This window comes from Wolbachia endosymbiont (group B) of Chorthippus parallelus, from assembly GCF_947251815.1.
Lineage (GTDB): Bacteria > Pseudomonadota > Alphaproteobacteria > Rickettsiales > Anaplasmataceae > Wolbachia.
Window position 1 is genome coordinate 413,802 of the sequence record NZ_OX366390.1, and the last position, 25,080, is coordinate 438,881.

Annotated in this window: 26 protein-coding genes, 2 tRNA genes and 1 pseudogene; 13 read left to right on the forward strand and 16 right to left on the reverse strand. The window is 33.8% G+C overall.

Annotation, left to right across the window (positions count from 1 at the left end; genetic code table 11):
- Positions 1-36 precede the first annotated feature (36 nt).
- From rplL to rpsL, 11 genes are all read right to left on the reverse strand, one after another.
- Positions 37-438 carry a 50S ribosomal protein L7/L12 gene (gene rplL / locus OPS21_RS01830; RefSeq protein ID WP_265027681.1) on the reverse strand — a complete coding sequence of 134 codons (402 nt, stop codon included), beginning with the start codon at positions 436-438 and terminating at the stop codon, positions 37-39.
- Between the two features lie 26 nt (positions 439-464).
- Positions 465-983 carry a 50S ribosomal protein L10 gene (rplJ, locus tag OPS21_RS01835; protein WP_006014692.1) on the reverse strand — a complete coding sequence of 173 codons (519 nt, stop codon included), beginning with the start codon at positions 981-983 and terminating at the stop codon, positions 465-467.
- Positions 984-995: 12 nt separating this feature from the next.
- Complete coding sequence (rplA, locus tag OPS21_RS01840) at positions 996-1,649, reverse strand: 50S ribosomal protein L1 (protein ID WP_213864005.1); 654 nt, start codon at positions 1,647-1,649, stop codon at positions 996-998.
- 4 nt (positions 1,650-1,653) lie between these two features.
- Positions 1,654-2,094: a 50S ribosomal protein L11 gene (locus OPS21_RS01845; RefSeq protein WP_143689749.1), complete on the reverse strand. Its 441-nt coding sequence runs from the start codon at positions 2,092-2,094 to the stop codon at positions 1,654-1,656.
- A gap of 2 nt (positions 2,095-2,096) precedes the next feature.
- The gene (gene nusG / locus OPS21_RS01850; RefSeq protein WP_264719580.1) at positions 2,097-2,933 is read right to left on the reverse strand and encodes a transcription termination/antitermination protein NusG; all 837 of its coding nucleotides are present in this window, start codon (positions 2,931-2,933) and stop codon (positions 2,097-2,099) included.
- On the reverse strand, positions 2,923-3,132 hold the full coding sequence (gene secE, locus OPS21_RS01855; protein ID WP_127463720.1) for a preprotein translocase subunit SecE: 210 nt from the start codon (positions 3,130-3,132) through the stop codon (positions 2,923-2,925). The genes nusG and secE overlap by 11 nt, the downstream gene beginning before the upstream one ends.
- Positions 3,133-3,142: 10 nt before the next feature.
- Positions 3,143-3,215: transfer RNA gene (locus tag OPS21_RS01860), tRNA-Trp, on the reverse strand.
- Positions 3,216-3,226: 11 nt separating this feature from the next.
- The gene (gene tuf, locus OPS21_RS01865; protein WP_264336206.1) at positions 3,227-4,399 is read right to left on the reverse strand and encodes an elongation factor Tu; all 1,173 of its coding nucleotides are present in this window, start codon (positions 4,397-4,399) and stop codon (positions 3,227-3,229) included.
- A 12-nt stretch (positions 4,400-4,411) separates the two neighbouring features.
- Complete coding sequence (gene fusA, locus OPS21_RS01870; protein ID WP_264336205.1) at positions 4,412-6,487, reverse strand: elongation factor G; 2,076 nt, start codon at positions 6,485-6,487, stop codon at positions 4,412-4,414.
- 21 nt (positions 6,488-6,508) lie between these two features.
- Complete coding sequence (rpsG, locus tag OPS21_RS01875) at positions 6,509-6,985, reverse strand: 30S ribosomal protein S7 (RefSeq protein WP_264336204.1); 477 nt, start codon at positions 6,983-6,985, stop codon at positions 6,509-6,511.
- A 5-nt stretch (positions 6,986-6,990) separates the two neighbouring features.
- On the reverse strand, positions 6,991-7,365 hold the full coding sequence (rpsL, locus tag OPS21_RS01880) for a 30S ribosomal protein S12 (protein WP_264336203.1): 375 nt from the start codon (positions 7,363-7,365) through the stop codon (positions 6,991-6,993).
- 434 nt (positions 7,366-7,799) lie between these two features.
- Here rpsL and prmC point away from each other — a divergent pair, with 434 nt between their 5' ends.
- Complete coding sequence (gene prmC / locus OPS21_RS01885) at positions 7,800-8,651, forward strand: peptide chain release factor N(5)-glutamine methyltransferase (RefSeq protein WP_019236648.1); 852 nt, start codon at positions 7,800-7,802, stop codon at positions 8,649-8,651.
- Positions 8,652-8,765: 114 nt separating this feature from the next.
- Here prmC and OPS21_RS01890 read toward each other — a convergent pair whose 3' ends face one another.
- Positions 8,766-10,085, reverse strand: coding sequence for an IS4-like element ISWosp7 family transposase (locus tag OPS21_RS01890; protein WP_264336202.1), 1,320 nt, complete (start codon positions 10,083-10,085; stop codon positions 8,766-8,768).
- 103 nt (positions 10,086-10,188) lie between these two features.
- Between OPS21_RS01890 and OPS21_RS01895 the strand changes: the two are divergent.
- Positions 10,189-10,607 (forward strand): annotated as a pseudogene (locus OPS21_RS01895) (transposase); the annotation flags it as partial.
- A gap of 204 nt (positions 10,608-10,811) precedes the next feature.
- Here OPS21_RS01895 and OPS21_RS01900 read toward each other — a convergent pair.
- The gene (locus OPS21_RS01900; protein WP_108784706.1) at positions 10,812-11,411 is read right to left on the reverse strand and encodes a BON domain-containing protein; all 600 of its coding nucleotides are present in this window, start codon (positions 11,409-11,411) and stop codon (positions 10,812-10,814) included.
- 256 nt (positions 11,412-11,667) lie between these two features.
- On the opposite strand from OPS21_RS01900, the gene OPS21_RS01905 reads away from it, so the two are divergent.
- The 5 genes from OPS21_RS01905 to lon all read left to right on the forward strand — a co-directional run bounded on the left by OPS21_RS01905 (position 11,668) and on the right by lon (position 17,593).
- Positions 11,668-11,749, forward strand: a tRNA-Leu gene (locus OPS21_RS01905).
- A 155-nt stretch (positions 11,750-11,904) separates the two neighbouring features.
- Positions 11,905-13,248, forward strand: a complete 1,344-nt coding sequence (tig, locus tag OPS21_RS01910; RefSeq protein WP_264336201.1) for a trigger factor — start codon at positions 11,905-11,907, stop codon at positions 13,246-13,248.
- 11 nt (positions 13,249-13,259) lie between these two features.
- On the forward strand, positions 13,260-13,886 hold the full coding sequence (gene clpP / locus OPS21_RS01915; RefSeq protein WP_108784694.1) for an ATP-dependent Clp endopeptidase proteolytic subunit ClpP: 627 nt from the start codon (positions 13,260-13,262) through the stop codon (positions 13,884-13,886).
- Entirely contained in the window at positions 13,886-15,163 is a 1,278-nt protein-coding gene (gene clpX / locus OPS21_RS01920; protein WP_010406852.1) for an ATP-dependent Clp protease ATP-binding subunit ClpX, read from the forward strand. The genes clpP and clpX overlap by 1 nt, the downstream gene beginning before the upstream one ends.
- A 15-nt stretch (positions 15,164-15,178) precedes the next feature.
- The gene (gene lon / locus OPS21_RS01925; protein ID WP_264336200.1) at positions 15,179-17,593 is read left to right on the forward strand and encodes an endopeptidase La; all 2,415 of its coding nucleotides are present in this window, start codon (positions 15,179-15,181) and stop codon (positions 17,591-17,593) included.
- A gap of 99 nt (positions 17,594-17,692) precedes the next feature.
- Here lon and OPS21_RS01930 read toward each other — a convergent pair whose 3' ends face one another.
- Positions 17,693-19,249: a penicillin-binding transpeptidase domain-containing protein gene (locus OPS21_RS01930; protein WP_264336199.1), complete on the reverse strand. Its 1,557-nt coding sequence runs from the start codon at positions 19,247-19,249 to the stop codon at positions 17,693-17,695.
- A gap of 20 nt (positions 19,250-19,269) precedes the next feature.
- A complete protein-coding gene (locus OPS21_RS01935) occupies positions 19,270-20,040 on the reverse strand; it encodes a polysaccharide deacetylase family protein (RefSeq protein ID WP_264336198.1) in 771 nt (256 codons plus the stop codon).
- Between the two features lie 326 nt (positions 20,041-20,366).
- On the opposite strand from OPS21_RS01935, the gene OPS21_RS01940 reads away from it, so the two are divergent.
- The 3 genes from OPS21_RS01940 (at position 20,367) to OPS21_RS01950 (ending at position 21,868) form a co-directional block, all read left to right on the forward strand.
- Positions 20,367-21,026 carry a JAB domain-containing protein gene (locus OPS21_RS01940; RefSeq protein ID WP_265027682.1) on the forward strand — a complete coding sequence of 220 codons (660 nt, stop codon included), beginning with the start codon at positions 20,367-20,369 and terminating at the stop codon, positions 21,024-21,026.
- A 103-nt stretch (positions 21,027-21,129) separates the two neighbouring features.
- Positions 21,130-21,462, forward strand: a complete 333-nt coding sequence (locus OPS21_RS01945; protein WP_041582615.1) for a helix-turn-helix domain-containing protein — start codon at positions 21,130-21,132, stop codon at positions 21,460-21,462.
- 34 nt (positions 21,463-21,496) lie between these two features.
- Complete coding sequence (locus tag OPS21_RS01950) at positions 21,497-21,868, forward strand: helix-turn-helix domain-containing protein (protein ID WP_041582616.1); 372 nt, start codon at positions 21,497-21,499, stop codon at positions 21,866-21,868.
- A gap of 135 nt (positions 21,869-22,003) precedes the next feature.
- On the opposite strand, the gene OPS21_RS01955 is transcribed toward OPS21_RS01950, so the two are convergent.
- Positions 22,004-23,077, reverse strand: a complete 1,074-nt coding sequence (locus OPS21_RS01955) for a hypothetical protein (RefSeq protein WP_265027667.1) — start codon at positions 23,075-23,077, stop codon at positions 22,004-22,006.
- A 177-nt stretch (positions 23,078-23,254) separates the two neighbouring features.
- Here OPS21_RS01955 and OPS21_RS01960 point away from each other — a divergent pair, with 177 nt between their 5' ends.
- The 3 genes from OPS21_RS01960 to OPS21_RS01970 are packed head-to-tail and all read left to right on the forward strand — an operon-like array spanning position 23,255 to position 24,989.
- Positions 23,255-24,199, forward strand: a complete 945-nt coding sequence (locus OPS21_RS01960) for a hypothetical protein (protein WP_264336195.1) — start codon at positions 23,255-23,257, stop codon at positions 24,197-24,199.
- Positions 24,200-24,250: 51 nt separating this feature from the next.
- Entirely contained in the window at positions 24,251-24,583 is a 333-nt protein-coding gene (locus tag OPS21_RS01965; RefSeq protein ID WP_264336194.1) for a helix-turn-helix domain-containing protein, read from the forward strand.
- A 34-nt stretch (positions 24,584-24,617) separates the two neighbouring features.
- The gene (locus OPS21_RS01970) at positions 24,618-24,989 is read left to right on the forward strand and encodes a helix-turn-helix domain-containing protein (protein WP_264336193.1); all 372 of its coding nucleotides are present in this window, start codon (positions 24,618-24,620) and stop codon (positions 24,987-24,989) included.
- Positions 24,990-25,080 lie beyond the last annotated feature (91 nt).

Genomic DNA, 25,080 nt, shown 5'->3' on the forward strand with positions numbered 1-25,080 from the left:
AGAGCTATATCAACATAAAATTAATATACTAACATTTTATTCAAGCTCAACTTTAGTTGCTCCTGCTTCAATAAGTTTTTGCTTTATTTTTTCTGCTTCGTCTTTAGAAACATTAGCAGTCAAATCTTTGGGTAAAGACTCAACTAATTCTTTCGCTACTTTTAAATTCAATGTAGAATTAACTTCTCTAATAGCTTTAATCACTCCTATTTTTTTGCTTGCATCAATCTCTTTGATTACAACTTTATATTCAGCTTTTTCTTGAGCAACAGGAGCAGTAGCATTATCACTAATAGGCACCCCAGCACCAACAGCTCCACCAAGAAAAGAACCACTAGGCAACCCTATTTTTTCTTCTAGAACCTTTACAAGTTCAGAAGCCTCTAATAGATTTAAAGATAATATTTTATCAACCAAATCACTTGTTACATTATTCATACTTACCACCTTATTTAACAACAAATTTATTTTTTAGAACTACAGTAATCCAAAACTCTCATAAGCCTCATAGAAGATGAATTAATAGACAATGCTAACCTAGCAGGAATATCATAAGATATTAAACGCATAATTTTAACACGCAATTCATCCAAAGAGGGAAGCTTAGCCAATTTGTTAACATCTTCCACTGTTAACAATTCATTTATATGAGCCGCACAAATCACAGACATTTTTTCTTTGTTAGCATTAATAAAATCAACTATTAACTTTGCAGCTTCTACTATAGCGCTAGAGTATATAATAGCAACAGAACCAGAAAATTTATCTGATAAATAAGAAAATTTACCAGTCCTTTCCAAAGCCAAGCAAGCTAGAGTATTTTTAACTACTAACATCCCACCCATTACAGATTTTAGACTATTCCTAAGAATTAATGAATTGCTAACATTCATAGACTTGAAATTTACCAATATTAAGAAATCATTATTTACAAACACATTCATTATGTTTTGTATAAATTCATCCTTATCTTTACGCTTCACAACTTCGCTCCCTTAAATTATATCTTCTACTTTGTTTATTTTATGAGCTTTACCCATAGTTGAATTTAAAAAAACGCTTTTAAAGTAAACTCCTTTCACAGAAGCAGGTTTATTGTCTCTAATTACTTTAAGAAAGGCTTTTAAATTTTCCAGCAAATCATCAATATCAAATTTAATACTTCCTAATTTACCATGAATAACCCCATTTTTATCCGTCCTGAATTTTATTTGACCAGACTTAATGGTTTTAGTAGCTTCCGCAATGTTAGAAGTCACAGTACCAAATTTAGGGTTAGGCATCAGCCCTTTAGCACCCAATACTTTTGCAATAGGAGTGATTTTTGCCATGAAATCAGGAGTAGTGATGCACCAATCAACATTCAACTTTCTACCTTTTTTTATCTCTTCAACTAAATCTTCTCCTCCTGTAATATCAGCACCAGCTTTTTCAGCTTCTAATAAATGTTTATCTTGAGCAAAAACAGCTACTTTAATATTCTTCCCGATACCTTTAGGCAAAACTACTGTACCACGCACCTGCTCTTCAGATTTACGTGAATCTACACCTAAATTGACTGCGATATCAACTGATTCATTAAATTTTGCTGAAGCAGACTCAACAATCTTCTCCAAACACTGCTTAGAATTATCATTATATGTACTCATTTACCTAACCTTCCACAACTTCTATACCCATAGATTTTGCAGTGCCTATAACCATCTTCACTGCTGAATCTTCATTATCCACTTTCATATCAACCATCTTACACTTTGCCACTTTAATGATAGCAGACATAGATAATTTAGCCACTAATTCTTTACCAGAATTACCAGAACCTTTACTTAATTTAGCTTCCTGCTTAAGCAAATAAGCCACAGGCGGACCGCTGACAGTAAAATCATGAGAGCGATCATCCTTTATGGAAATTCTCACTGTTACTAAATCACCTACTTTATAACTAGCGTTAGCAGCGCTAGTAGCTTTATTAAAAGCTTCACAAAATTTAGGAACAGGTATACCACGCGGGCCAAGTACTGAAGCAATTTTCGGTCCTGGAACTGCTTTCCCAGCTTCCATAAGTAAGTTAATCTTAGCAACTATATTACTCATAATTAATCCTCTATTTTCTCTACTTGAGCCAAATCAAGCTCTATTATTGTTGGCTTACCTAAGATTGATACTTCAACATTAATAATTTTTTTCTCGTCATTTACCATATCTACCTTACCAGTAAAATTTTGAAAAAGACCATCATTAATTTTTACTTTTTCACCTTTCTCATAACCATAACTCAACTTTTTCGTTTCTTGAGCATTGTAAAGCGCACTACACATTGAGCGAATCTCATTATCCTCAATCACCTTTGGAACATTACCATTTTTCAAAAATCCATAAACCTTAAGAGATTTTGGTATATTATTAATAAAATTTAATACCTCATCGCATAAATTCATGTATAAAAAGACATAACCAGGAAAGGACTTCCTTCGTTTAGCATTTTTTTTAGATTTTAAGTCCATCTCACTTAATTCTTCACAAGGAATAAAAACCCTATTAAAATAATTATTAATATTCAATCTCATAGAATTTTCTAATATATATTGGCGCACTTTCTCTTCATAATTAGAGGCAACTCTTAAAATGTACCACTTATATCTATTAAATTCCTTACGTTTTAAAATTACCTCATCATCTGAAATCATCTCAAAATTACCAGACTCATCACCACAAAACCCAGTCATTTGATTCAAAATATTTTTGCTTTCATCACACAGATGCATACATATATATACTTCACATAACTCTTTTATATCAGATTTTACATCACATACTGTCTGATAAGGAACAAACACCTCCTTAAAGTAAACAGTATTGGTTGCCAACTCGCATATATCCTTCTCATACCCGTAATCGACTTTAATGATATACCATTTATACTTATATTCCATAAATAATTCCAAATAAAGTCTTAATTACGTAAAGAGACATAAAATCTACGAAGCAAAAGAAAATCGAAAAGCATAATATAACAATTATTACAGTAAACAAAGATGACAATACCTGCTGTTTCTTTATCCAAGCAATTCTCCTTATTTCTTGCTTTATATCGCAAAAAAAAACATACAGGTTTTTTAACATTTCTACCATAACATTAATGCAGGAGCGATAGGAATTGAACCTACAACCTCTGGTTTTGGAGACCAGCGCTCTACCAATTGAGCTACACTCCTATAATTCAAATTTACTCTAAAATCTCCGAAACAACACCAGAACCAACAGTTCTACCACCTTCTCTTATCGCAAAACGCAATCCTTTATCCATTGCTATTGGTACTTGCAATTCCACTTCTATACTTACATTATCCCCTGGCATTACCATCTCCTTTCCATCTAGCAATTTTATGCTCCCAGTTACATCCGTTGTCCTTAAATAAAACTGTGGCTGATAATTTCCAAAAAATGGTGTATGCCTTCCTCCTTCTTCTTTCTTCAATATATACACCTCCGCATTAAATTTCTTATGCGGGGTTATTGTCCCTGGTTTTGCCAATACTTGCCCTCTCACCACTTCTTCTCTCTTTGTTCCTCTTAGTAGTATTCCTACATTGAGTCCTGCACTTCCCTTATCTAGCAACTTCTTAAACATCTCAACACCAGTACATATCGTCTTTTGCGTCGCTTTCAGACCTATTATCTCTATCTCATCCCCTGCCTTTATCTCCCCCTTCTCTATTTTTCCTGTTACTACCGTCCCTCGGCCCGATATTGAAAATACATCTTCTATTGGCAACAAAAACGGCAAATCTACAGGCCTTGGAGGTACTGCCACATACTTATCTAACTTCTCCATCAATTTATCTATTGATTTCTTTCCATACTCACTACTATCATCCTCTAATGCTTTTAACGCAGACCCAACTATCACAGGCACTTTATCACCTGGAAATCCATACTTACTCAGCAACTCTCTCACTTCTATTTCTACCAAACCTATCATATCAGCATCAGCAACATCAGCTTTATTTATATATACCACGATATATCCAACACCCACCTGTTTTGCCAGCAATATATGCTCTCTCGTTTGTGGCATCGGCCCATCAACCCCTGACACTACCAATATCGCTGCATCCATCTGTGCTGCACCTACTATCATATTCTTTACATAATCAGCATGTCCAGGGCAATCAACGTGTGCATAGTGTCTCTTTTCTGTTTGATATTCAACATGCGCTGTTGCTATTGTTATACCTCTCTTTCTTTCTTCTGGCGCTTTATCTATTTGATCATATGCTACAAAATTACCATAATGCTTTGTTATTGCCGCTGTTAACGTTGTCTTCCCATGATCCACATGTCCTATCGTTCCCACGTTTACATGCGGCTTTCCAAATGCTTCTACTATCGCTGTCATAATTACTAACCTTTAATTATACTTTAACTTTAACTCATCAACCACATATTGTGGCACTTGTTCATAACAAGAAAAATGCATACTATACTGAGCTCTTCCCTGAGATATAGAACGCAAAACATTTATATAACCAAACATATTTGCAAGAGGAACCGAAGCAGTAATTATTTTGCTATTATTACCTAAATCCAGCATATCAACAACACTGCCTCTTCTACTATTTATATCACCCATAACATCACCCATATATTCTTCAGGAGTAATGATTTCCACTTTCATTATAGGTTCTAGCATTTTTGGACCAGCTTTATTTGCCATTTCCTTAAAAGCACCTTTGGCAGCAAGTTCAAAAGCCAAAGGACTAGAATCAACATCATGAAAAGCACCATCAAGAAGAGTAGCCTTAAAATCAATCAATGGAAAGCCAGAAATTATACCACCTTCTTTTATCAACTCTAAGCCATTTTGCACTCCAGGTATATACTCTTTTGGAATAGCACCGCCTACAATTTTACTTTCAAACTGAAAGCCAGAACCAGGCTCAAGAGGTTCGAATTTTATTTTAACTTTAGCAAACTGACCAGCACCACCTGATTGTTTTTTATGAGTGTAATCAATTTCAACAGATTTAGTGATAGTTTCACGATATGCAACTTGAGGCGCACCAACGTTAGCTTCAACATTAAACTCGCGCTTCATTCTATCAATAATAATCTCAAGATGCAGCTCACCCATACCTTTCAATATAGTCTGCCCACTCTCCGCATTTACTGACATCCTCAAAGAAGGATCTTCTGCAACTAATCTATTCAAAGCAACACCTAATTTTTCCTGATCCGAGGTAGTTTTCGGTTCTATAGCAGTTTCAATAACAGGATCAGGAAATTCCATACGCTCTAATAGTATAGGAAAATCAGATGAACATAAAGTATCACCAGTAATTGTTTTCTTTAATCCAACTAAGGCAACTATATCACCAACTTTAGCTTCGTTTATATCTTCTCTGTTATTTGCATGCATAAGTAACATTCTACCAATTCCTTCAGTCTCATTCTTTCCAGCATTTAACACAGCAGATTTAGATTTTAACTTACCGGAATAAATACGAATAAACGTCAAGCTACCTACAAATTTATCCGTCATCACTTTAAACGCAAGAGCAACGAATTTCTCTTTTTCTGAAGGTTTGATCTCAATTTTCTTTTCTGAATCTTTAGGATCAGTTCCAATAATTACATCAACATCAATAGGAGAGGGTAAAAAATCAACCACACCATCTAAAAGTGATTGCACGCCTTTGTTTTTAAAAGCTGACCCACATAATACAGGGACAAATTTTCCTTTAATGGTCCCTCTTCTCACACACTTTTTCAATAAATCAGTTGGCAGATCGTTAGATTCAAAGTAAATATTTATCGCCTCATCATCCATTTCAGCTGCAGCATCTAATAAAAGATTTCGATACTCTTGAGCCTTATCAAGCAAATCAGAAGGAATATCTTCATAAGAAAATTTAGCGCCTAATGTTTCTTCTTGCCATATAATAGCTTTCATAGAAATAAGATCGATTATGCCTTTAAAATCTTTCTCACTTCCTATTGGCAACTGAATAACTAAAGGTGATGCGCCAAGCTTCGTTTTTATCATATCGACACATCGATAAAAATTTGCCCCTATTCTATCCATTTTATTAACAAAGCAGATACGAGGAACGGTATATTTATCAGCTTGACGCCAAACCGTCTCAGACTGAGGCTCAACTCCAGCAACTCCATCAAATACAGCAACTGCACCATCCAAAACCCTCAAAGATCTCTCAACCTCAATAGTGAAATCAACATGACCAGGAGTATCTATTATATTAATCCTATGATCATTCCAAAAACATGTTGTTGCAGCAGAGGTAATTGTAATGCCACGCTCCTTCTCTTGCTCCATCCAATCCATAGAAGCCGCACCATCGTGCACTTCACCAATCCTATTTTGTTTACCAGTATAAAATAAAATACGCTCTGTTGTGGTGGTCTTGCCAGCATCTATATGAGCCATTATTCCTATATTTCTATACCTAGATATTAAAACTTCCATACCACAATCAATCAGCTAATATTAAAAACGAAGATGAGAAAATGCCTTATTAGCTTCAGCCATTTTATACTTTTCTTCACACATCTTAAATGCACCACCACATTTATTATAAGCATCTAATATTTCAGACTGCAAACAATAAACAGTAGTTCTACCACTCTTTTTTCGAGCAGCAGAAGTTGCTCTAGCAATCCACCTTAATGCCAAAGAAATTGCTCTATCTTGACGAATTTCAACAGGTACTTGATAAGTTGTACCACCAATACGTCGAGAACGCACTTCTATAGAAGGAGTAACATTTTCTACTGCTGTTTCAAAAATTGATAAGGCATCTTTGCCTATTTTCTTTTCAGCTAAGGACAAAGCACTATAAGCAATCTTTTCTGCAATAGATTTTTTACCACATTTCATAATTATATTAATAAAACGCATAACCAAGACACTACCATAACGAGAGTCAGGGCTTGTTCTTTTTTTTGCTTTATTACGACGTGCCATAAATTTTAACCAGATTTCTTTACACCATATTTTGAACGAGCTTTCTTTCGATTTTGCACACCACGTAGATCAAGAGCACCTCTTATTATGTGATAACGTACACCCGGCAAATCCTTAACTCGCCCGCCACGTATTAAAACAACGGAATGCTCTTGTAAATTATGACCTTCGCCAGGTATATAAGCCGTCACTTCACCGTATCCACTAATCTTTACTCTAGCTACCTTACGTAGTGCTGAATTAGGCTTTCTAGGAGTTGTAGTATATACCTTAGTGCAAACACCCCTTCTTTGAGGATTGCATTTTCCCAAAGCTGGCACCTTCTTCTTGCGAGTTAACCCTGATCTACCCTTACATATTAATTGACTTATCGTAGGCATATACTGTAAATTTAAAACTCTGAAAATAACTAAGTCTTAATTATAAAATAATAAACCTCAATAGTCAATATAAAAATAAACATTACTACTCTAAATAATCTCAGCCTAATTGCTTTGAAAGCTACTGATAATTATATGCTAAAGCGCATATTGGTTTTAATATTAAGAAATTATCACTTGCTGTAGTCGAATTAATATAGATATGGAACAAGTAATATACTGTGATGGCTATCAAAGAATATGCAGAAAATAATCCTTATAATAGAGCCAAGAGTTTCTAACATTAATGCAAAAATACTAACCGAATTACCAGTAAAGCCATATGATTTTTACAATCCTACTCTTGACACTTAGATTTAATGCAGCTACCCTAAGTTCAAAATTCTATACTCAATTTTGCTGTTCTTGCATACAAGGAACACGTTTTTAGAATAATGAAAACAATCAGCGCTTTAATTAAAGAAGGGTCAAAGCTACTATCATCACATAGAATTGAATCACCACATTTGGATTGTGAAATCATCATGCAATACGTACTTGGAGTAGAAAGATCATTCACAATCATGAATCACACCAATCAGGTACCAAGAAACAAAGAGCTTCTATTCTGGAAATTAACAAAAAAAAGAGCAGAAAGATATCCAATATCGCAAATAATAGGTAATCGTGAATTCTGGAGTAAAAATTTTATAGTTAACCAACATGTTCTAGATCCAAGACCAGATAGTGAGACAGTAATTTCAACAGTGTTAAAATATTACCAAAATAAGAAGCAAAAAATAAAAATTGCAGATTTTGGCACAGGCACAGGCTGTTTGTTGATCTCCATACTTAGTGAGTATGAATATGCTATTGGAGTTGGTTTTGAAAAAAGTCTGGAAGCATACAAAATTACCTGCCAGAACACAAAGAAACATAATCTTCTCAACAGAGCTAAAATATTTCCAAATTCGTGGACAGAATGTAGAGATTTATTTGATCTCATAATAAGCAATCCTCCATATATTAAAAGAAGTAAGTTAAAAAATCTGCAAGCTGAAGTGCAAAAAGAGCCAAGAATTGCTCTTGATGGTGGTATCGATGGATTGAGCTGTTACCTGAGTATTTTTCCAATATTGAAAAAGTGCCTTAAAAAAGATGGGTTTGCGATACTGGAAATAGGCGAAGATCAAAGCAATATTGACAAAATAATACCCTTATATGGACTGGCTTTTCAGGAATACGTATACGACTTGGCTGGAATGAAAAGATGCATTGTTGTAAAGCAAGATAAAGAACATGACTAGTAGAACGCTAGCTTTCTAAGAACCTGTTCATAATCTCAAGAAAGGCATAAAGTAAGAAATAGAGTGTATAAATTAGGATATATGAGGAGTGTATACCCAAGCATACGCGTCAAGTTAAAGCAAATTTAGAGAAGTTAAGGTGGATACCCTAGTTTTTCTGTACTTGTCTTTTAATGAAAATTGCGACCAAGTTATGGTAAGCTTTTTGAGAAAAATATTTAAGCCTTTAATTTTATTATTTAGTGCTAAAAATAACTCTCTAACCCGTCTTTTTAGCTCAATAAATGCCTTTGTTAAGCTAAGCTCCGTATTTTTTTTCAGTTCTGTGCAACCCACTATTCCATGAAATATAAGAATTGCACACAATTTGGCATATAGCTCACATAATACTCTGTATGGCTTTCCTCTCAGCTTATCAAGCCTTATATTACTCTTATATAATTTGAACAATAATTCAATTTGCCATCTTATTCGGTAAACTACTAGTATTTGCTCAGCATTAATCTTACTTTTTGGAACATTAGTTATAAATATCGACCAATTTAGTAACTTTTGGTTCCTTTGAGAAGATGTGTATCCATGTGATCTTGCTAACCTATTAGCCTTTCTTCTTCTAGCCATAGCTTGTTCTTCAGTTAGTTTTTTAAATATAATTCTTACTTTAACCCTTGTCTCTTTTCCTAACAATACCTCCTGTTCTAGAAAAGATCGATCTCCCAAATGTTCTAGTAAATCTATTTTTTGACCTGTCTCTATATCATATATGTTAGTATCGGATTTATAACGACTTATGAAATAAGCTCCTATTTCATTGATTTGTTTAAAAGAACTTGGCACAAAATAACCCAAATCAGATATTAGTAAATCGTTGTTCGATATATTGCTTAAATGGCTTCTATAACCCTGATCTGACCTTATTCCTTCAGTTATATTAAGCTGGTCTAATGTCTGATTTAGGTAGTCAAAAACTAATTGTAACTTTATTCCAGACTTAGTATTGCTTTCATAACCACTGTAGCTGGTACCATAACCTTTATACATGTCTTCCATACTGTTAGGTAAGCTAATATAGCTGCTGTCTAATAATTTAACACCTCCAAAGTGCTTCAAGATTCTGCAATCAACTTGTAAGGTATTTTTAAGTAACGTTAAAGATTCATTATACATTCTTTTCATGAATTCCACTGCTTCCTTGGTAAATCTAAAGTCCAGACCTTGTTTTGTTATATTTATCGAGTCTTCATTCAATAATTGACACACTGTCTCTATACTACAATTATCAACCCCTATATTACCCAAAACGATGGCTTTTATGAACGACGAGCCTTTTAGCTTCCTCTTTCTTTTTATGAACCCTGTTGTAGCTGAGATTTTATCTGCTTTTTCATTAAAAAATTCTTTGAGCTTTTTTGAGATGCAAACTATTCTTTTCATTGTATAAGTTCTCCGTTTTCTTTGTTAAATTTAAGAGAACTTATATCTTCTTTTTCTCTTCCTTACACTAAGTTTATTACCACAGTTCCTTAACTTGACGCGTATGGTATACCCAAGTGACATAAGTCGAGAGAAGTTTGAGATTATTTCACCAGATCTGGAGTCTTGTGGAAAAAACAAAACCAAAAAAACTTGATTTGTATGATATATTTTGCGGAGTGTTGTACGCCCTAAAAAGTGTTTATCAGTGGAGGATGCTACCAAAAGAGTTTCCCAAAACGGCGCAATTGTTATGATTATTTCAAAAATGGAGTGAAAAAGTAAAAGGAAATAAAAAAAAGTATTTTGGAGTGCATGTTAAAAAAAATAGTTAGTGTGGTCCGACAAAACAATGTTTGGAAAGAAAAAACCAGCTTTTGCATAATTGACGCTCAGAGTGTAAAGAACGCAGACACTGATGAAGAAAAAGGCTATGACGCTGGTAAAAAAATCTCAGGAATAAAACGCCATATCGCACAAGATATAGATGTTTGCTATTTATTCTTAAGCTTATTAAATAGCATTTTACTTTTTTAGTATGTAGAGATTTTCTAGAAATTATTCTATTGAATTCTATGATATTATTTTTTGTAGCATTGTTATACATACCATAAGAGTGAACTGACGAAATTTGTAAAGTAGCTTTATGGCTTAGCTACATGATACTAACACTCAAGTAAATTTTCATCAATGGCGCAATTTGCTATGTCTATATCTCACATAACTTACAACTTGCTTTACTCCTTTTACTTTTCTTGCAATTGCTATTACAGCTTTTAATTCTGCCTTATTTTGAGCTATGCCCATCAAATAAACGACTCTATCAACTGTATTAACACTATAATTAATTGATTTAATATTTCTTTTTCCCAAAAGCCTTGTGCTTATCTCTGCTGTTATCATACCATCTACAGTAACATCTAGCATAGAAGCCATTTTAATTGGTGTGACTCTTATTTCATTTATCACTTCTTTAATCTCTTTTTGCTGCCAAGCTATTTTCTCTGCTGTGAGTTGCTTTTCATGATTATCAACATTTCCAATGAGTAATACTCTTCCTTCACTCACTTTAACTTTTATAGATGAGAACAGTCCGTGTTTTAAGAGTCCCTTATTGATTCTTATTACTATAGTTGTATCATCAATAATGTTTCCCAAGGATTTATCTTGCATTGTTATTGATGTAGCCGCTGCAGTTGCTGTTACCACTATACCACTTACAAGAGCCGTACAGCCACTCTGTGTAATCAGAAAAATTGCGAGTAAGAAGCTTGCTATTAATCTCATTATTAATTTCCAGAGTTTAGAGCCTTAATTAAAGAATATTAATAAGCTTTTTTTATTGTGTAAATACTATAAATTGAATAAGCCTTGAATATTTCTAAGACAGTACTTATCTTAATAGTGTTAGTTAAAGTAATTCAGGCTTAGATTCATAGTGGAGTTAACCAGTATTATAAGTTCAGCCTGTGGTACTAAGATCTAATCTTTAAATTGTATAAGATGACAGAAGTGGTTATCTATAAGTTAATGAAGGGCTCTTGCGGATATGGCGAAATTGGTAGACGTGCCAGGTTTAGGTCCTGGTGAGCTTGCTCGTGGGGGTTCAAGTCCCTCTATCCGCACTTAAAGTCATGTAACTCAGGTTTTAAGAGAAAATTTATAATCACTAAGTACACTTTTGTTTGTATAAGAACCTGTTCTTAAGGATTGTATTTAACTTAAATTCTGGTAAAGTGGCTTTATTAAAACATAAATAAAATATTGATAACAGGTTGTAATGTCTAGTAATATACCTCAAAATGCAGTCGAAGCAGATACATTAAGTAATATATATACCTATAAGGAACTTAGTGTAGATAAACTAAAGTATGAGTATGAAATCACAGTTAGTAGTGATTATATAGAACAAAAGATAAACTCTAGATTACAAGAAATAGCGAAGAATGCAAAATTGCCTGGATTTAGATCAGGAAAGATGCCTTACGATCTTGTTGTTACAAATTATAAAAACGAAGCTTTGGAATATGTGATAAACGATACGATTGACTATTGCTCAAGTGATTTAATGAAAAAAATCGAAGTTAAGTCTCACATCCATCCTAAGGTTGATATTATGTCATTACCAAACCTGGATAAAAAGGATGAAAAAGGCGACTTTCTGTACAAATTATCTTTTGAATCGATGCCAAAAGTGCCAGTGATAGATCTTGATAAAATAAATTTGAAGAAAGTTAAGGCAAAAATCAAAGAGGGAGACATAAAAGAATTTATTGATTCTATAAAAACAAAATTTCCTAACTTTGTCTCTGTTGATGATGTTTCTTATCAAGCAAAAAACGAGGATAAACTGATAATTGACTTTGAAGGGCGAATTAGAAATAAGCTCTTTCAAGGTGGAAGTGGCAAAAACTTTACTGTTAATTTAGGATCTGGAACATTTATAAATGGTTTTGAAGATCAATTAATTGGCATGAAAAAAGGGGAAACAAAAAGCTTTAAGTTGAGATTTCCTGAAGATTACCAGGTAATTTCCCTTGCGGGGCAGGAGGCTGCTTTTTCTGTTCGAGTCAATGATATTCAGATTGCCAAAGATTTGCAAAGTGATAATGAAATAGCTAGGGGAATTGGTTTTGAAGATCATTCTTCGCTAATAAATCATGTAAAAGAAGTAATTGATAATCAGTGTAAAAAAATGGAAGATCTCTTAATTAAGAAAGAGCTATTTGATTGTTTGGATGCTAGTTATAGTTTTGATTTGCCTATAGAAGTAGTAAAACAGGAACAGCAGAGAGTGGAAAGAGAGTTGAATGCTAAAGGTGATTCTTGTAAAGAAGCTGAAAGACGTGTAAAGCTTGCAATGCTATTTATGGAGTTCAGTAAAGAATATGAAATATCATTAACTCAAAATGATATTATGAACGTTATTGTAAATCAATATGTCAGTAAAGATGTATCATTTGACAGAGTATTTAAACATTTTAAATCAGATGGACAATTTCAGGAATTAGTTAGAGGGCAAGCGCTTGAGTATAAAGTGACAGATTATATGATAGAAAAAGTTAGTAAAGAAGAACAGATTGTTTCTGTGAAAGAATTAAAGGAATTATTTGATAATATTTGATAGGAAAAGGTATGACTCTTATACCAATTGTAGTTGAACAAACTAGTCGCGGTGAGCGGGCTTATGACATATATTCAAGGCTAGTAAAAGAAAGAATAATTTTCGTAACTGGCCCTATTGAAGACAACATGGCCAGCGTAATAGTAGCACAGCTTTTATTTTTAGAATCGGAAAATCCCGATAAAGACATTTGTATGTATATTAACTCACCAGGTGGTGTTGTAACTGCTGGTTTGTCGATCTACGATACAATGCAGTATATAAATCCAGACGTTTCAACTTTGTGTATAGGTCAAGCTGCATCTATGGGTTCTTTGTTGCTTACAGCTGGTGCGGAGGGTAAACGTTACTCGCTACCTCATTCAAGAATTATGATACATCAGCCATCTGGTGGTTATCAAGGTCAAGCAACTGACATAGAGATACATGCTAATGAAATTTTGCGAGTTAAGAAAAAACTAAATCAAATTTATGAAAAACATACTGGAAATTCACTAAAGAAAATTGAAGGAATGATGGAAAGAGATAAATTCATGGATCCTGAAGAAGCAATGAAAATTGGCTTAATTGACAGAGTAATAGCTGAGCGTAAAGATATGAAGATTGAAAATATTAAAGTTAAACAAAAGGTAGTTTAATGGATAACAATAATGATTTACACTACTGTTCTTTTTGTAACAAGGCACAAAACGAAGTAGATAAATTGATTACTAACTCTTCAGATGGTTTAAAGGTGTTCATTTGTAATGAATGCATAGAGTTATCCCATAAAGCAATAAGTCAAAAGAAAGAGAGAGCTTTTAATTCAGATCATATATCTGATATGAAGCTATTACTAAAGAAACCTGAAGATATAAAAAATTTTCTTAGTAAGCATGTTGTAGGTCAGGAACATGCGCAACACGTTTTATCTGTGGCTATGTATAACCATTGTCAATCCATGGTGCAACTTCATTCTATAAGTGATATTGAAATTGAGAAGTCAAATATAATGCTTATTGGCCCTACTGGTTCTGGTAAGACTTTGCTAGCAAAAACACTTGCTAAAGTTTCAGATGTGCCATTTGCTATGGCCGATGCGACAACTTTGACTGAGGCAGGTTATGTAGGTGATGATGTAGAAAGCGTGTTGTCACGTCTATTACAAGCTGCAAATTATGATGTTGCAAAGGCACAGCATGGTATAGTGTTTATCGATGAAATAGACAAGATCACAAGAAAGTCTGAAAGCGCTTCAATAACCCGTGATGTTTCAGGTGAAGGGGTCCAACAAGCTCTACTAAAAATCATGGAAGGTACGGTTGCTTATGTTCCTCCACAAGGAGGGCGAAAACACCCGCAACAAGAGTTTATACAAGTAGACACTAGTAACATACTATTTATTTGTGGAGGAGCTTTTGAAGGCCTAAATAAAATTATTGAGGCAAGAAAAAAGGGAACATCAGTTGGCTTTGGAGCAGATATAAGTCAGTCTAAAGCACAAAAGAAAAAAAATGCTTTACGCGATGCTCAACCTGAGGACTTAATCAAATTCGGTTTGATACCCGAATTTGTAGGACGGGTTCCAATAACTGCTGTTCTAGATGAGCTGGATCACGAGGATTTAATACATGTGTTGACAGAGCCAAGAAATGCGCTAGTAAAACAATATAAAGCATTGCTTGCATTTAGTAAAGTAAACCTTGAGTTTTCAGATGAAGCAATATCAGCTATTGCTAAAAAAGCTATAAGCTATAAAACAGGTGCAAGGATGTTACGTGCTATCTTAGAGTCACTTTTACTTGATGTTATGTATATATCCGGCAACGGAGGTTTTGAAGGTAGCACTATAACGGTTACTAAGAAAATGGTAGAATTAGGCAAAGCGACGATTAATCATAATAATAAGGGTAGTGTTATAACGGTTAATGATTAATTTGAGGCATATATTATGAGTATTGGACGTGCTGTAAACTTTAATTCTACTGTATTACCAGTATTACCTCTAAGAGATGTAGTAATTTTTCCAAATATAATGTTGCCTTTATTCGTAGGTAGAGAAAAATCTGTTCATGCACTAGAGTATGCAATAAGTAGCAGTAGTCACCAAAACGAGATTTTTCTCATAGCACAAAAAGATGGTTCTATTGATAATCCAGAGCCAGAGAATCTTTATGAAGTAGGCGTGTTAGCAAACATTATACAACCATTAATAAAACTGCCTGACAATGCAGTAAAAGTCATGATTCATGGGGTAAGAAGGGGAAGAGTTATAGAATATATTAGCTCTCACACTTTGTTACAGGCCAGAGTAGCGTTAGATGGTCATTATGAGTATGGAGAAAATGAAGATAATATTGATTTAGAAGCTTTAAGGCGTTCTGTTATAGATGCATTCGACAATTGGTGTAAACTAAGCAAGAAAAGTCGACCCGAGATTATTATTGACCCCATTGATCAAGTTAAAGAGGTTAATCAAATTGTAGATATGATAGCTTCGCACTTAAATATAAAGGTATCAGATAAGCAAAACATACTTGAAGTTTATAACCCAAAAGAGCGTTTAAAAAAAGTTTTTGCTCTTATTGAGAGAGAAATAAGTATTTTGAGTGCACAAAACCGCTTGTATAAGACAATTAAATCACAGGTTGAAAGTACTCAAAAAGTTTACTACCTTAATGAGCAATTAAAAGCTATACAGAAAGAATTAGGTGAGTTTGAAAATGGAGATGAAGGGAATATACTCAATGAATTTGAAAAAAAGATAAATGAAACAAAGCTTTCTGAGGAAGCAAAAAAGAAAGCCATAACTGACTTAAAGAGATATAAGAAAATGAATCCCATTTCTCCTGAAGCAACAGTTATATCTAGTTACTTGCATTGGTTGCTTGATTTGCCATGGAGAAAGTACAAAGATGCAAAAATTAACTTAAATGCGGCTGAAAAAATCTTAGATGAAAATCATTATGGCATAGAGAAAGTAAAAGATAGAATAATAGAATTTTTAGCAGTATTAAAGAGAGTAAAAGAGATAAAGGGTCCTATACTTTGCTTAGTTGGACCACCTGGTGTTGGTAAAACTTCTTTAGCTAAGTCTATGGCAAAAGCAGTAGGAAGAGATTTTGTTCGCATATCTCTTGGTGGTATACGTGATGAGTCTGAAATACGAGGACACAGAAAAACTTATATTGGCTCAATGCCTGGTAAAATCATTCAACACATGAAAAAAGCTAATTCATGCAACCCGCTTTTTCTGCTTGATGAAATAGATAAGATGGGTTCTGATTCGCGTGGTGATCCTGCATCTGCATTACTTGAGGTTTTGGATACTGAGCACAATAAACACTTTACGGATCATTACTTGGAAGTTGAATTTGATCTTTCAAGTGTAATGTTTGTAGCTACGGCAAACAGCTTAAATTTGCCACATCCTTTGCGTGATAGGATGGAAATTATACAATTATCTGGATATAGCGAAGATGAGAAGATCAGTATTGCTACGCATCACCTTATTCCAAAATTAAAAAAAGAGCATGGTTTGCATCAGAAGGAGTGGAAAATAACTAATGAAGCATTATACGAGTTGATACGTTTATATACACGTGAGAGCGGCGTGCGAAGCATGGAAAGGGAACTTGCAAAGCTCATGAGAAAAGCAGTTAAAGCAATATTAACTGATAAAAATAAGAAAATATCCGTAGAGGTTGGTAATTTACAAGATTACCTAGGGGTACGTAAGTATACCTTTGGCATTGCAGAAAATGAGAGTTTGGTAGGGGTAGTAACTGGTCTCGCCTATACTGAAACAGGTGGTGATATTTTAATGATAGAGTCAGCCCTAATTCCGGGCAAGGGGGAAATAAAATACACAGGAAAGCTTGGAGAGGTTATGCAAGAGTCTATAAAAGCTGCGTATAGTTATGTGCGATCAAATTGTTTATTTTTCGGTATAAAACCCGAAAAATTTCAAAATAATGATATACATTTGCATGTACCTGAGGGTGCTGTGCCAAAAGATGGTCCCTCTGCTGGCAGTGCAGTATGTACATCTATTGTTTCTCTTATGACAAATATACCAGTTAACAAAAGTGTTGCTATGACAGGTGAAGTAACATTGCGTGGTAGAGTGTTGGCTATTGGGGGTTTGAGAGAAAAATTGCTTGCTGCGCTAAGAGGATCAATCAAAACTGTGATTATACCAAGTGAAAATGAGAAAGATATGCAAGAGATTCCTGCAAATATAAAAGAAGAAATCAATGTAATTTTTGCTGAGAATATTGATGAAGTTATAAAAGTTGCTTTGATGCACCCTATTACTTCAATTAAGGATAATACCTTCCCTTCATCAGAAACATTAAAGCACTAAATTGAAAAGGTTTATGCAATTTTCGTTTCTTTTTTTTAACCTCAAAGCTCTGATTTGAATATATAAATTACAAGTAACATATATGGCAATTTCATAAGTTCATTTTTCAAGCATATATTGCAATATCTCACTAGCAATTGCAACATCTTGGCGTGGAGTTTTACCATGTTCTATAAACACTGAGATTGCATAGCGCGGATCATGGTAGGGGCCATAAGCGATAAACAATTTATGACTTTCACCTTTAGAGTTTATCTCTGGTGTACCGGTTTTGCCAGCAATTTGTATACTGCCTAGTCCTTTTCTATAGTTAGAATTCACCACGTCAAACATAGCTTTTCGAACCACACTAAGATGCTCATGATTCACATCAATATCAAGAAAGTCTTGCCCTGATTTACTCATCTCAATGTGGGGAATTACCTCCTTTCCTGTTGCAACCCTCGCTGCAAGAACCGCAAGCTGTAATGGCGTTGTAAGTAAATACCCTTGTCCTATAACTAAGTTAATGGTATCACCTAAATACCACTCTGAATATAGCTTGCGTGCACGCCAATTCATGTCAGGCAACAATCCCGGAGCTTCTTCCTTAAACATTCCAATTAATGGTCCACTTCCTATACCAAATTTGCTAGCCATTTCTAGTAGAGAATCTACATTTATTTTTTTTCCTATATTATAAAAGTAAGTGTTGCATGAGAAGGCCATTGCCTCGTTTAAAGATACATATCCATGGACTTTGCTTTTTAGGCAACGAAATTTTCGTTCACCTATTTTCATATAGCCCCTACACGAGAACTTTTCTTCTGGTGTTATTATTCCATCTTTTAAACCCGCAAGCGCATCTATTATTTTAAATATTGAACCAGGTGGAATTTGATATGATAATGCACGGTTTACAAGCGGTAACGAAGGAATATTTAAACTTTCCCAAGTTTCATTTGATAATCTGCTAGTGAAAAGATTATTATCGTAAGAAGGTGAGTTATACAATGCTAAAATTTCTCCGTTATTTACATCAATTACCACTGTGGAACCTTGGTGGTCTTTAAATATCTCTGCGATTTTTTTCTGTAAATCAACATCAATTGTCAGCTGTACATCTTGTCCGTCTTGTTGAGGTATGCTAGACAACTCTCTCATGATACGCTTCTTAGAATTTATTTCCTGCTCAGACTTGCCTGTCCTGCCTTTTAATATATCATCATATGTATATTCAATGCCACTAACCCCTGCTTCGTTTATGCCTTGCTGTCTTTTCGTGTATCCGATTATATGAGAACATATCGAACCAAATGGGTAGTAACGTTTATAAAGAGCAGTTATTCTTCTTTCTGATGATTTTATCGCATCAGGTTTAATTTCTGATAACATCTGCAAGTCAACTTCCCTAGTAAAGGTTTTCTGCCCATCAAATAAAACAATATACGAAATTTTGTTTACTGCGAGTTCAACGCTATTCCTATCCAAAATCCTGCCTCGTTTAGGCACAATAGTAACAACTTTTATCCTATTATTATTGGATAGCACTTCATATTTTTGTCTATCTCGTACTTGTAAAGTATACAACCTACAACTAAAAATAGCAGAAATAGTAAGCTGAATACCACCTAATATGAATGCCCTGCGGTTGAAGACCTTGTTTTTTGTCCACATAGAATTCCTTTAGAACGCACTCATTCTCCTTTTATTGACACATTTCTAGCTTTCACTACATCACAAACCCTTTCTTCCCACTCACTTAAGGTAACAAGTTTGTAACCCGATTTTTTTAGTATTTCAATAATCTGAGATAAAGCTTCAACTGTATTTGATTTGTTATCGTGATCATGGAACAATATAATCGCTCCATTGTGTACATTGCTTAAAACTCTTTCAACCAGAATTTCTGATTTATCGCCTTGCCAGTCCAGAGAATCAACTGTCCATAATATGGAATACATATTTAATCGATTAGTATTTTTGATCAAATTATCGTTATGACATCCATATGGTGGACGAAACCATTTTACATTCTGTTCTGTTGCATTTTTAATTGCCACATTTGTCTTTTCCAGTTCTTGCAATTGCTCCTCACTTGAAAGTGATGTCAACTTCCTATGCGACCAAGAATGATTACCTAATTCATGACCTGCTTTATGGATTTTGTTTACTATTTCAGATGTTTTTTTATTTATACGCTCACCAAGCACAAAAAATGTCGCTTTTGTTTCATTGCTCTCCAGAATATTAATAATATCTCCTGCTCTATTATAAGACGGTCCATCATCAAACGTAAGTGCAACGAACTTATCTTTGTTATTCAATAATTTCTTTATATTACTTAAATTTCTATATGAGAGATCCAAATCACAACTGAGCCCACGATATGGTAAGTTAAAGTTACAATCACTACAGAAAACTGTGCTTGAATATAGCAAAAGAAAAGCGATTATTCTTATAAACATATATAATCAGCAAAGTGATAGAGTACTACACTTTTTTGCTAAATTAAACCACTTTTAGCAGCTACTGTTTACTTCGTTACTTTGTCAATATATTATATTAATAACTTTATATAATATAGTATGATTGCAAATATAAATACCGTTGCTCTTCAGGGACCAGCACAGTAAATATTAATGCACAAATTCACATGGCAAATGGTATTCCAGCTTTTAAAGCAACAAGGACAACATTGCAAACTTAGAGTTCAAAAGGGTTATTCCTCGAGAACTACTGCGTCAGAAAGCTGGCGTTGAATTTGTATATAATGTTGATCTTGGAGGTTTTTATGAATAATAGTGAGAGAAAAGAGAAATTAGAAATTCGTATTCTATCAAGCAGAGGTAGGTCTTTGCTTGACCATGAGCTACTGGAACGTAATCTATCTGCATACACAGAAGGAAGAGAAGTTGCCAAAAAGCTAATGGAGCTCTTTAGTAGTTTAGGAAGGGTAATTAATGCTGATCTTCACGAGCTAAAAAATGTTACAGGAATGAACGATGGAGCAATAGCAAATATCTTTTGCCTGAAAGAGATTTTCGATAGGATACTGAAAGGTAAGTTAAAAAAGCTGTCGATTCTTGATAACAGAGAAGAGCTACTAAAATACTTTAAAACAGCAATAGGGCAGTCACGAAAGGAAAGCTTGCGAGTAATATACTTAGATCGAAGTGGTCATTTGATATACGAGTATATTCAAGACTGTGGAACTATAGACAGAGTACCTCTATATGTGAGAGAAATAATCAAACAGGGATTACTGATCGATGCATCATCTATTGCAATTTCACATAATCATCCAAGTGGAGATACAGAACCATCAAAGGAGGATGAGGATAACACACTTACATTAGCTGCAACCTGCGAAAATGTAGGAATGAAATTAATAGATCACATAATCGTAACACAGAAGAGCCACTTTAGTTTTTATGATAGTGGTTTATTGTAATCTGTAGACCGGAAGGAAAGTTCTCCAACTTTCCTTCTTTTTTTCTACTTCATAAATTAAAAAATTCAATATAAGCTTGAGCAGCTAAAATTAGTAATGAAAGGTGGAATTAGGCAAAAAAATAAAAGAGCTTAGATTATACTGTGGTTTAACACAAACTGAGTTGGGAAAGAAAATAGGCGTTTCGTATAGACAAATACAAAGGTACGAAAATAGTTCAAACCAAATTTTGGCCAGTAGGCTATACGACTTAGCAAAAGCACTATCGATTAATGTGGCTGATTTTTTTACTGATGTGCATGTCGACTCACATGAAACTTATGATGAAGAAATACTAAAATTAGTCAAAGGATATAATGAAATTAAAAGCAAAAGGTTACGTAGCGTAGTTTATATATTGGTAAAATCTTTTTCTCAAAGTTACAATGAGAGTTAGTATTGCTTCAATACCTCAGTTAATATATTAATAAATGATTGTACAAGATGAACAACATCCTATTGATAAACAAATAGGTGAAAGAATAAGGAAGAGAAGGTTAATATGCGGTTTTAGCCAAAGAGACTTAGGAAAAAAGCTCGGAATTTCATTTCAGCATATACAAGGATATGAAACTGGAGAGGTAAGGCTTGTAATTGATAGATTGTATAATTTGGCAGAAGCTTTGTCCGTTGATATGTCATATTTTTTTACCAAAGCTTCTGAAGACTTACACGATAAGGCCTTTTGTAGCGATGTGGGTAGTGAAGAAATATCAAGGCTAGTGAGGGAATACAGGAAAATTAAGGATGAAACGTTGCGTGATATTGTGCATTCAGTGATAAAAGCGCTTGCCAATAAATAATATTGCCTGAATATATCTTCAATCCACTTCTACAAGCAATGCTAGTTAAGGTAAATTTTTTATGGTAATCTTGATTAAATTCCAAGAACTACTTTACTTTGCAATAATTATGGCTATGTAAAACATAGCCATCAATCAAAAACGTCCTACAGATGTCGTTTTATCATTTTTTAATTTATCTACCCAAGAAAAAGTCTCACTACTCTTAGAATTTGGATCGCCCCATCTTCCACACCTAGTAAAACTGCCTTTTTCTACTGCTTCTTTAACAGACATGCCACCAAATAAACAACCTTGTCCTACGATTTCTCCTATTTTTTGCAACTCATTCCACATTTCTTCATCTTCTACCTCAACTTGTACTTGATGATAGTCTTCTGTGTCATGATATACCATTAAATTTAGCTCTCCTAGGCTAGTGCAAAGTGTTACTGTAAAAGCACTGCTATCTGATATATCCACGTAGTTTCTTTTGCCGTCTTTCCCAGTTTTGACTTCAACTTCACCATTACCTATTTTTAGGATATTGCCACCAAGGTTTAAGTCTCCTTTACTTAAGCCCAAATTTTTTGTACCTTCTACAACTTTTGCGACATCAACTATGCAGCTATGTGAAAATTCAATATAGAAGATTTTATTATCGATTTCTACATCTTCAACAGTTCCTTCTATAGTAGCGTTCTCTCCAACTTCCCTGAGCTTTTTGAGTAGACTATACATTTGTGGCTCAATTTCTTTTTGCACTTTTTCAGTTATTTTATTATCAACTTGTACATTAAAATCTGCTCCATGTAAGGCTAACTTTCTGATTATATCTTCTTGTTTATTTTCTTTGAATTCATCACGATACATCTTAAACATTGTAACGTTAGCGAAGCTAAAGCCATTTTTATTGGCAGCATTTATTCTTATTCCTAAATCCAAAGCTTCATCAACAACTTTACTTAACTCGTTTATATTTTTAGCTGCAATAGCTTTTTCCAAGAATTCATTTAGTTTCATATTTTCATATTCACTTAGCCTTATCTTGGATAAAGCTGATCGAAATGGATTGAGCTCCTCAGGATATGACAAGACAGGTAGTTTACTGATCTTTTTATTTGCTGTTGGAGCAGCTTTTATAAAATTAGGTAACAACCCTTCTTTTGCTATTCGCTCTACCGCTTTTAACATTTTACTAGACAATTTTTTACTTTTTATTTTTTTCATTGTAACCCTCACTTAATCTTATTATTATTCGATCATAACGTGATAAATGTTATTTAATTGTTAACACTATACGACTTATTGATTTACTATAAATTATAGTAACAAATTTTACGGGCATTTACACTAGAAAAACATATCTCGTAAAAATTATTTCAGTTTCAACAAAAATGGGGTATTATGATTGTAAAATTAAAAGAAATGGACCTCCTGTCTTACTCTACTGAAAAGCTGAAAAAGCATTGTCAGCTACTTGATGATGAAGAAAAAATAGTTCTATATGAGCAGCTGCTAGACAAGGCTAAAGATATACTTGAAAACTCAAGAGATGATATTGCAAAGTTGAAAGAGGTAAGCAAAGCAGTTGTAGCAATAGAGGAAACTACCGATAAGCAGTTACTAGAAAAGTTTAATGATGATCACCCGCTAAGAGAAGTGGACATTTTAATCTACTCTCCTCAAGGAAATACTGAATATCTATTCAGCATAGATAACTCATCAGAGCTTTATGATTTAAAAGAAGATAAAGAAAAAGCTCTTTATAATGCAGTAAAGTTAAATGATGTTGAGCTTGTAAAAAAGCTGCTAATGATCCTTTCACCTACAGAAGTAAGTAATTTTGACACGAAATACTTGGAAGAATTGAAAATATTGCTGTCAGGAATTCACAAAGAATTGCAATTATCACAAGATATGAAAAATTATCTTGAGAAGACGATAAAGTTCTATAGTTTTTTATGTAGTAATTTTAACTTACTAGTTACAAATCCTACTGACGTAAAAGCCATAATTGATCTATTTGCTGCTCAACCAAATATTGATTACCAAATAGATAAGCTTCTACTTTCTTTTATTGTAAGAGATGTTGAGGAAAAAAAGCTAAACTCTGAAATTAGTCATATGATAGAACTTCTTGAGCAACACGAAAGATTTGCTGAGCTCGAATACAAGGTTAGAAGATTAAGATCAGAGTTTGCAAGTGGCAAAAGCAGATACTCGGCTGAAGTAATACGAAATAGCATTGCAGAACGAGAAAAAGAGATGAGGGAAATTGAGAAAAAATACGTAAGGCCAAACGATTTAATTAGCGAGAGGCAGAAATTATTAAAGCAATTACTTTGCTAGCTTTTTTTCCACTTCATAAAATTTGTTGTAAATTTGAATAAGAGGTGAAAAGTGCAATTAGGTAAAAAAATAAAACAACTTAGGTTAGATCGTGCTTTGACACAGACCGAATTGGGAAAGAGAATAGGTGTTTCGTATAGACAGATACAAAAGTACGAAAATGGTTCAAATTGTGTTTTGGCCAGTAGATTATATGATTTAGCAAAAGCACTATCGATAGATGTTGCTAACTTTTTTACTGATATGCACACTGACTCACATGAAGCTTATGATGAAGAAATACTAAAGTTAGTCAAAGGATATAACGAAATTAAGAGCAAAAGGTTACGTAGTGCAGTTTATATATTGGTAAAATCTTTTTCTCAAAGTTCTAACGAAAGTTAGTATTACTTTAATATATGAATTAGGATGTCAATAAATGACTGTACAAGCTAAACAACATCCTATTGATAAACAAATAGGGGAAAGAATAAGGAAAAGAAGGTTAATGTGTGGTCTCAGCCAAAGAGACTTGGGAAAAAAGCTTGGAATTTCATTTCAGCATATACAAGGATATGAAACTGGGGAGGTAAGGCTTATAGTTGATAGGTTGTATAAATTGGCAGAAGCTTTGTCAGTTGATATGTCATATTTTTTTACAAAAACCTCTGAGGATTTACATGATAAGGCTTTCCATAGTGATGTGAGCAGCGAAGAAATATCACGATTAGTAAGAGAATATAGAAAAATTAAGGATGAAACTTTACGTGATATTGTTCATTTAGTGATAAAGGCTCTTGCTAATAAATAATGCAAACTTACAAGTATAAAAGAGTATGATCTTTTTAAAATAAAGGTTTACGCCATAAAATATTTGGGATATATACAATACTTAGAATATT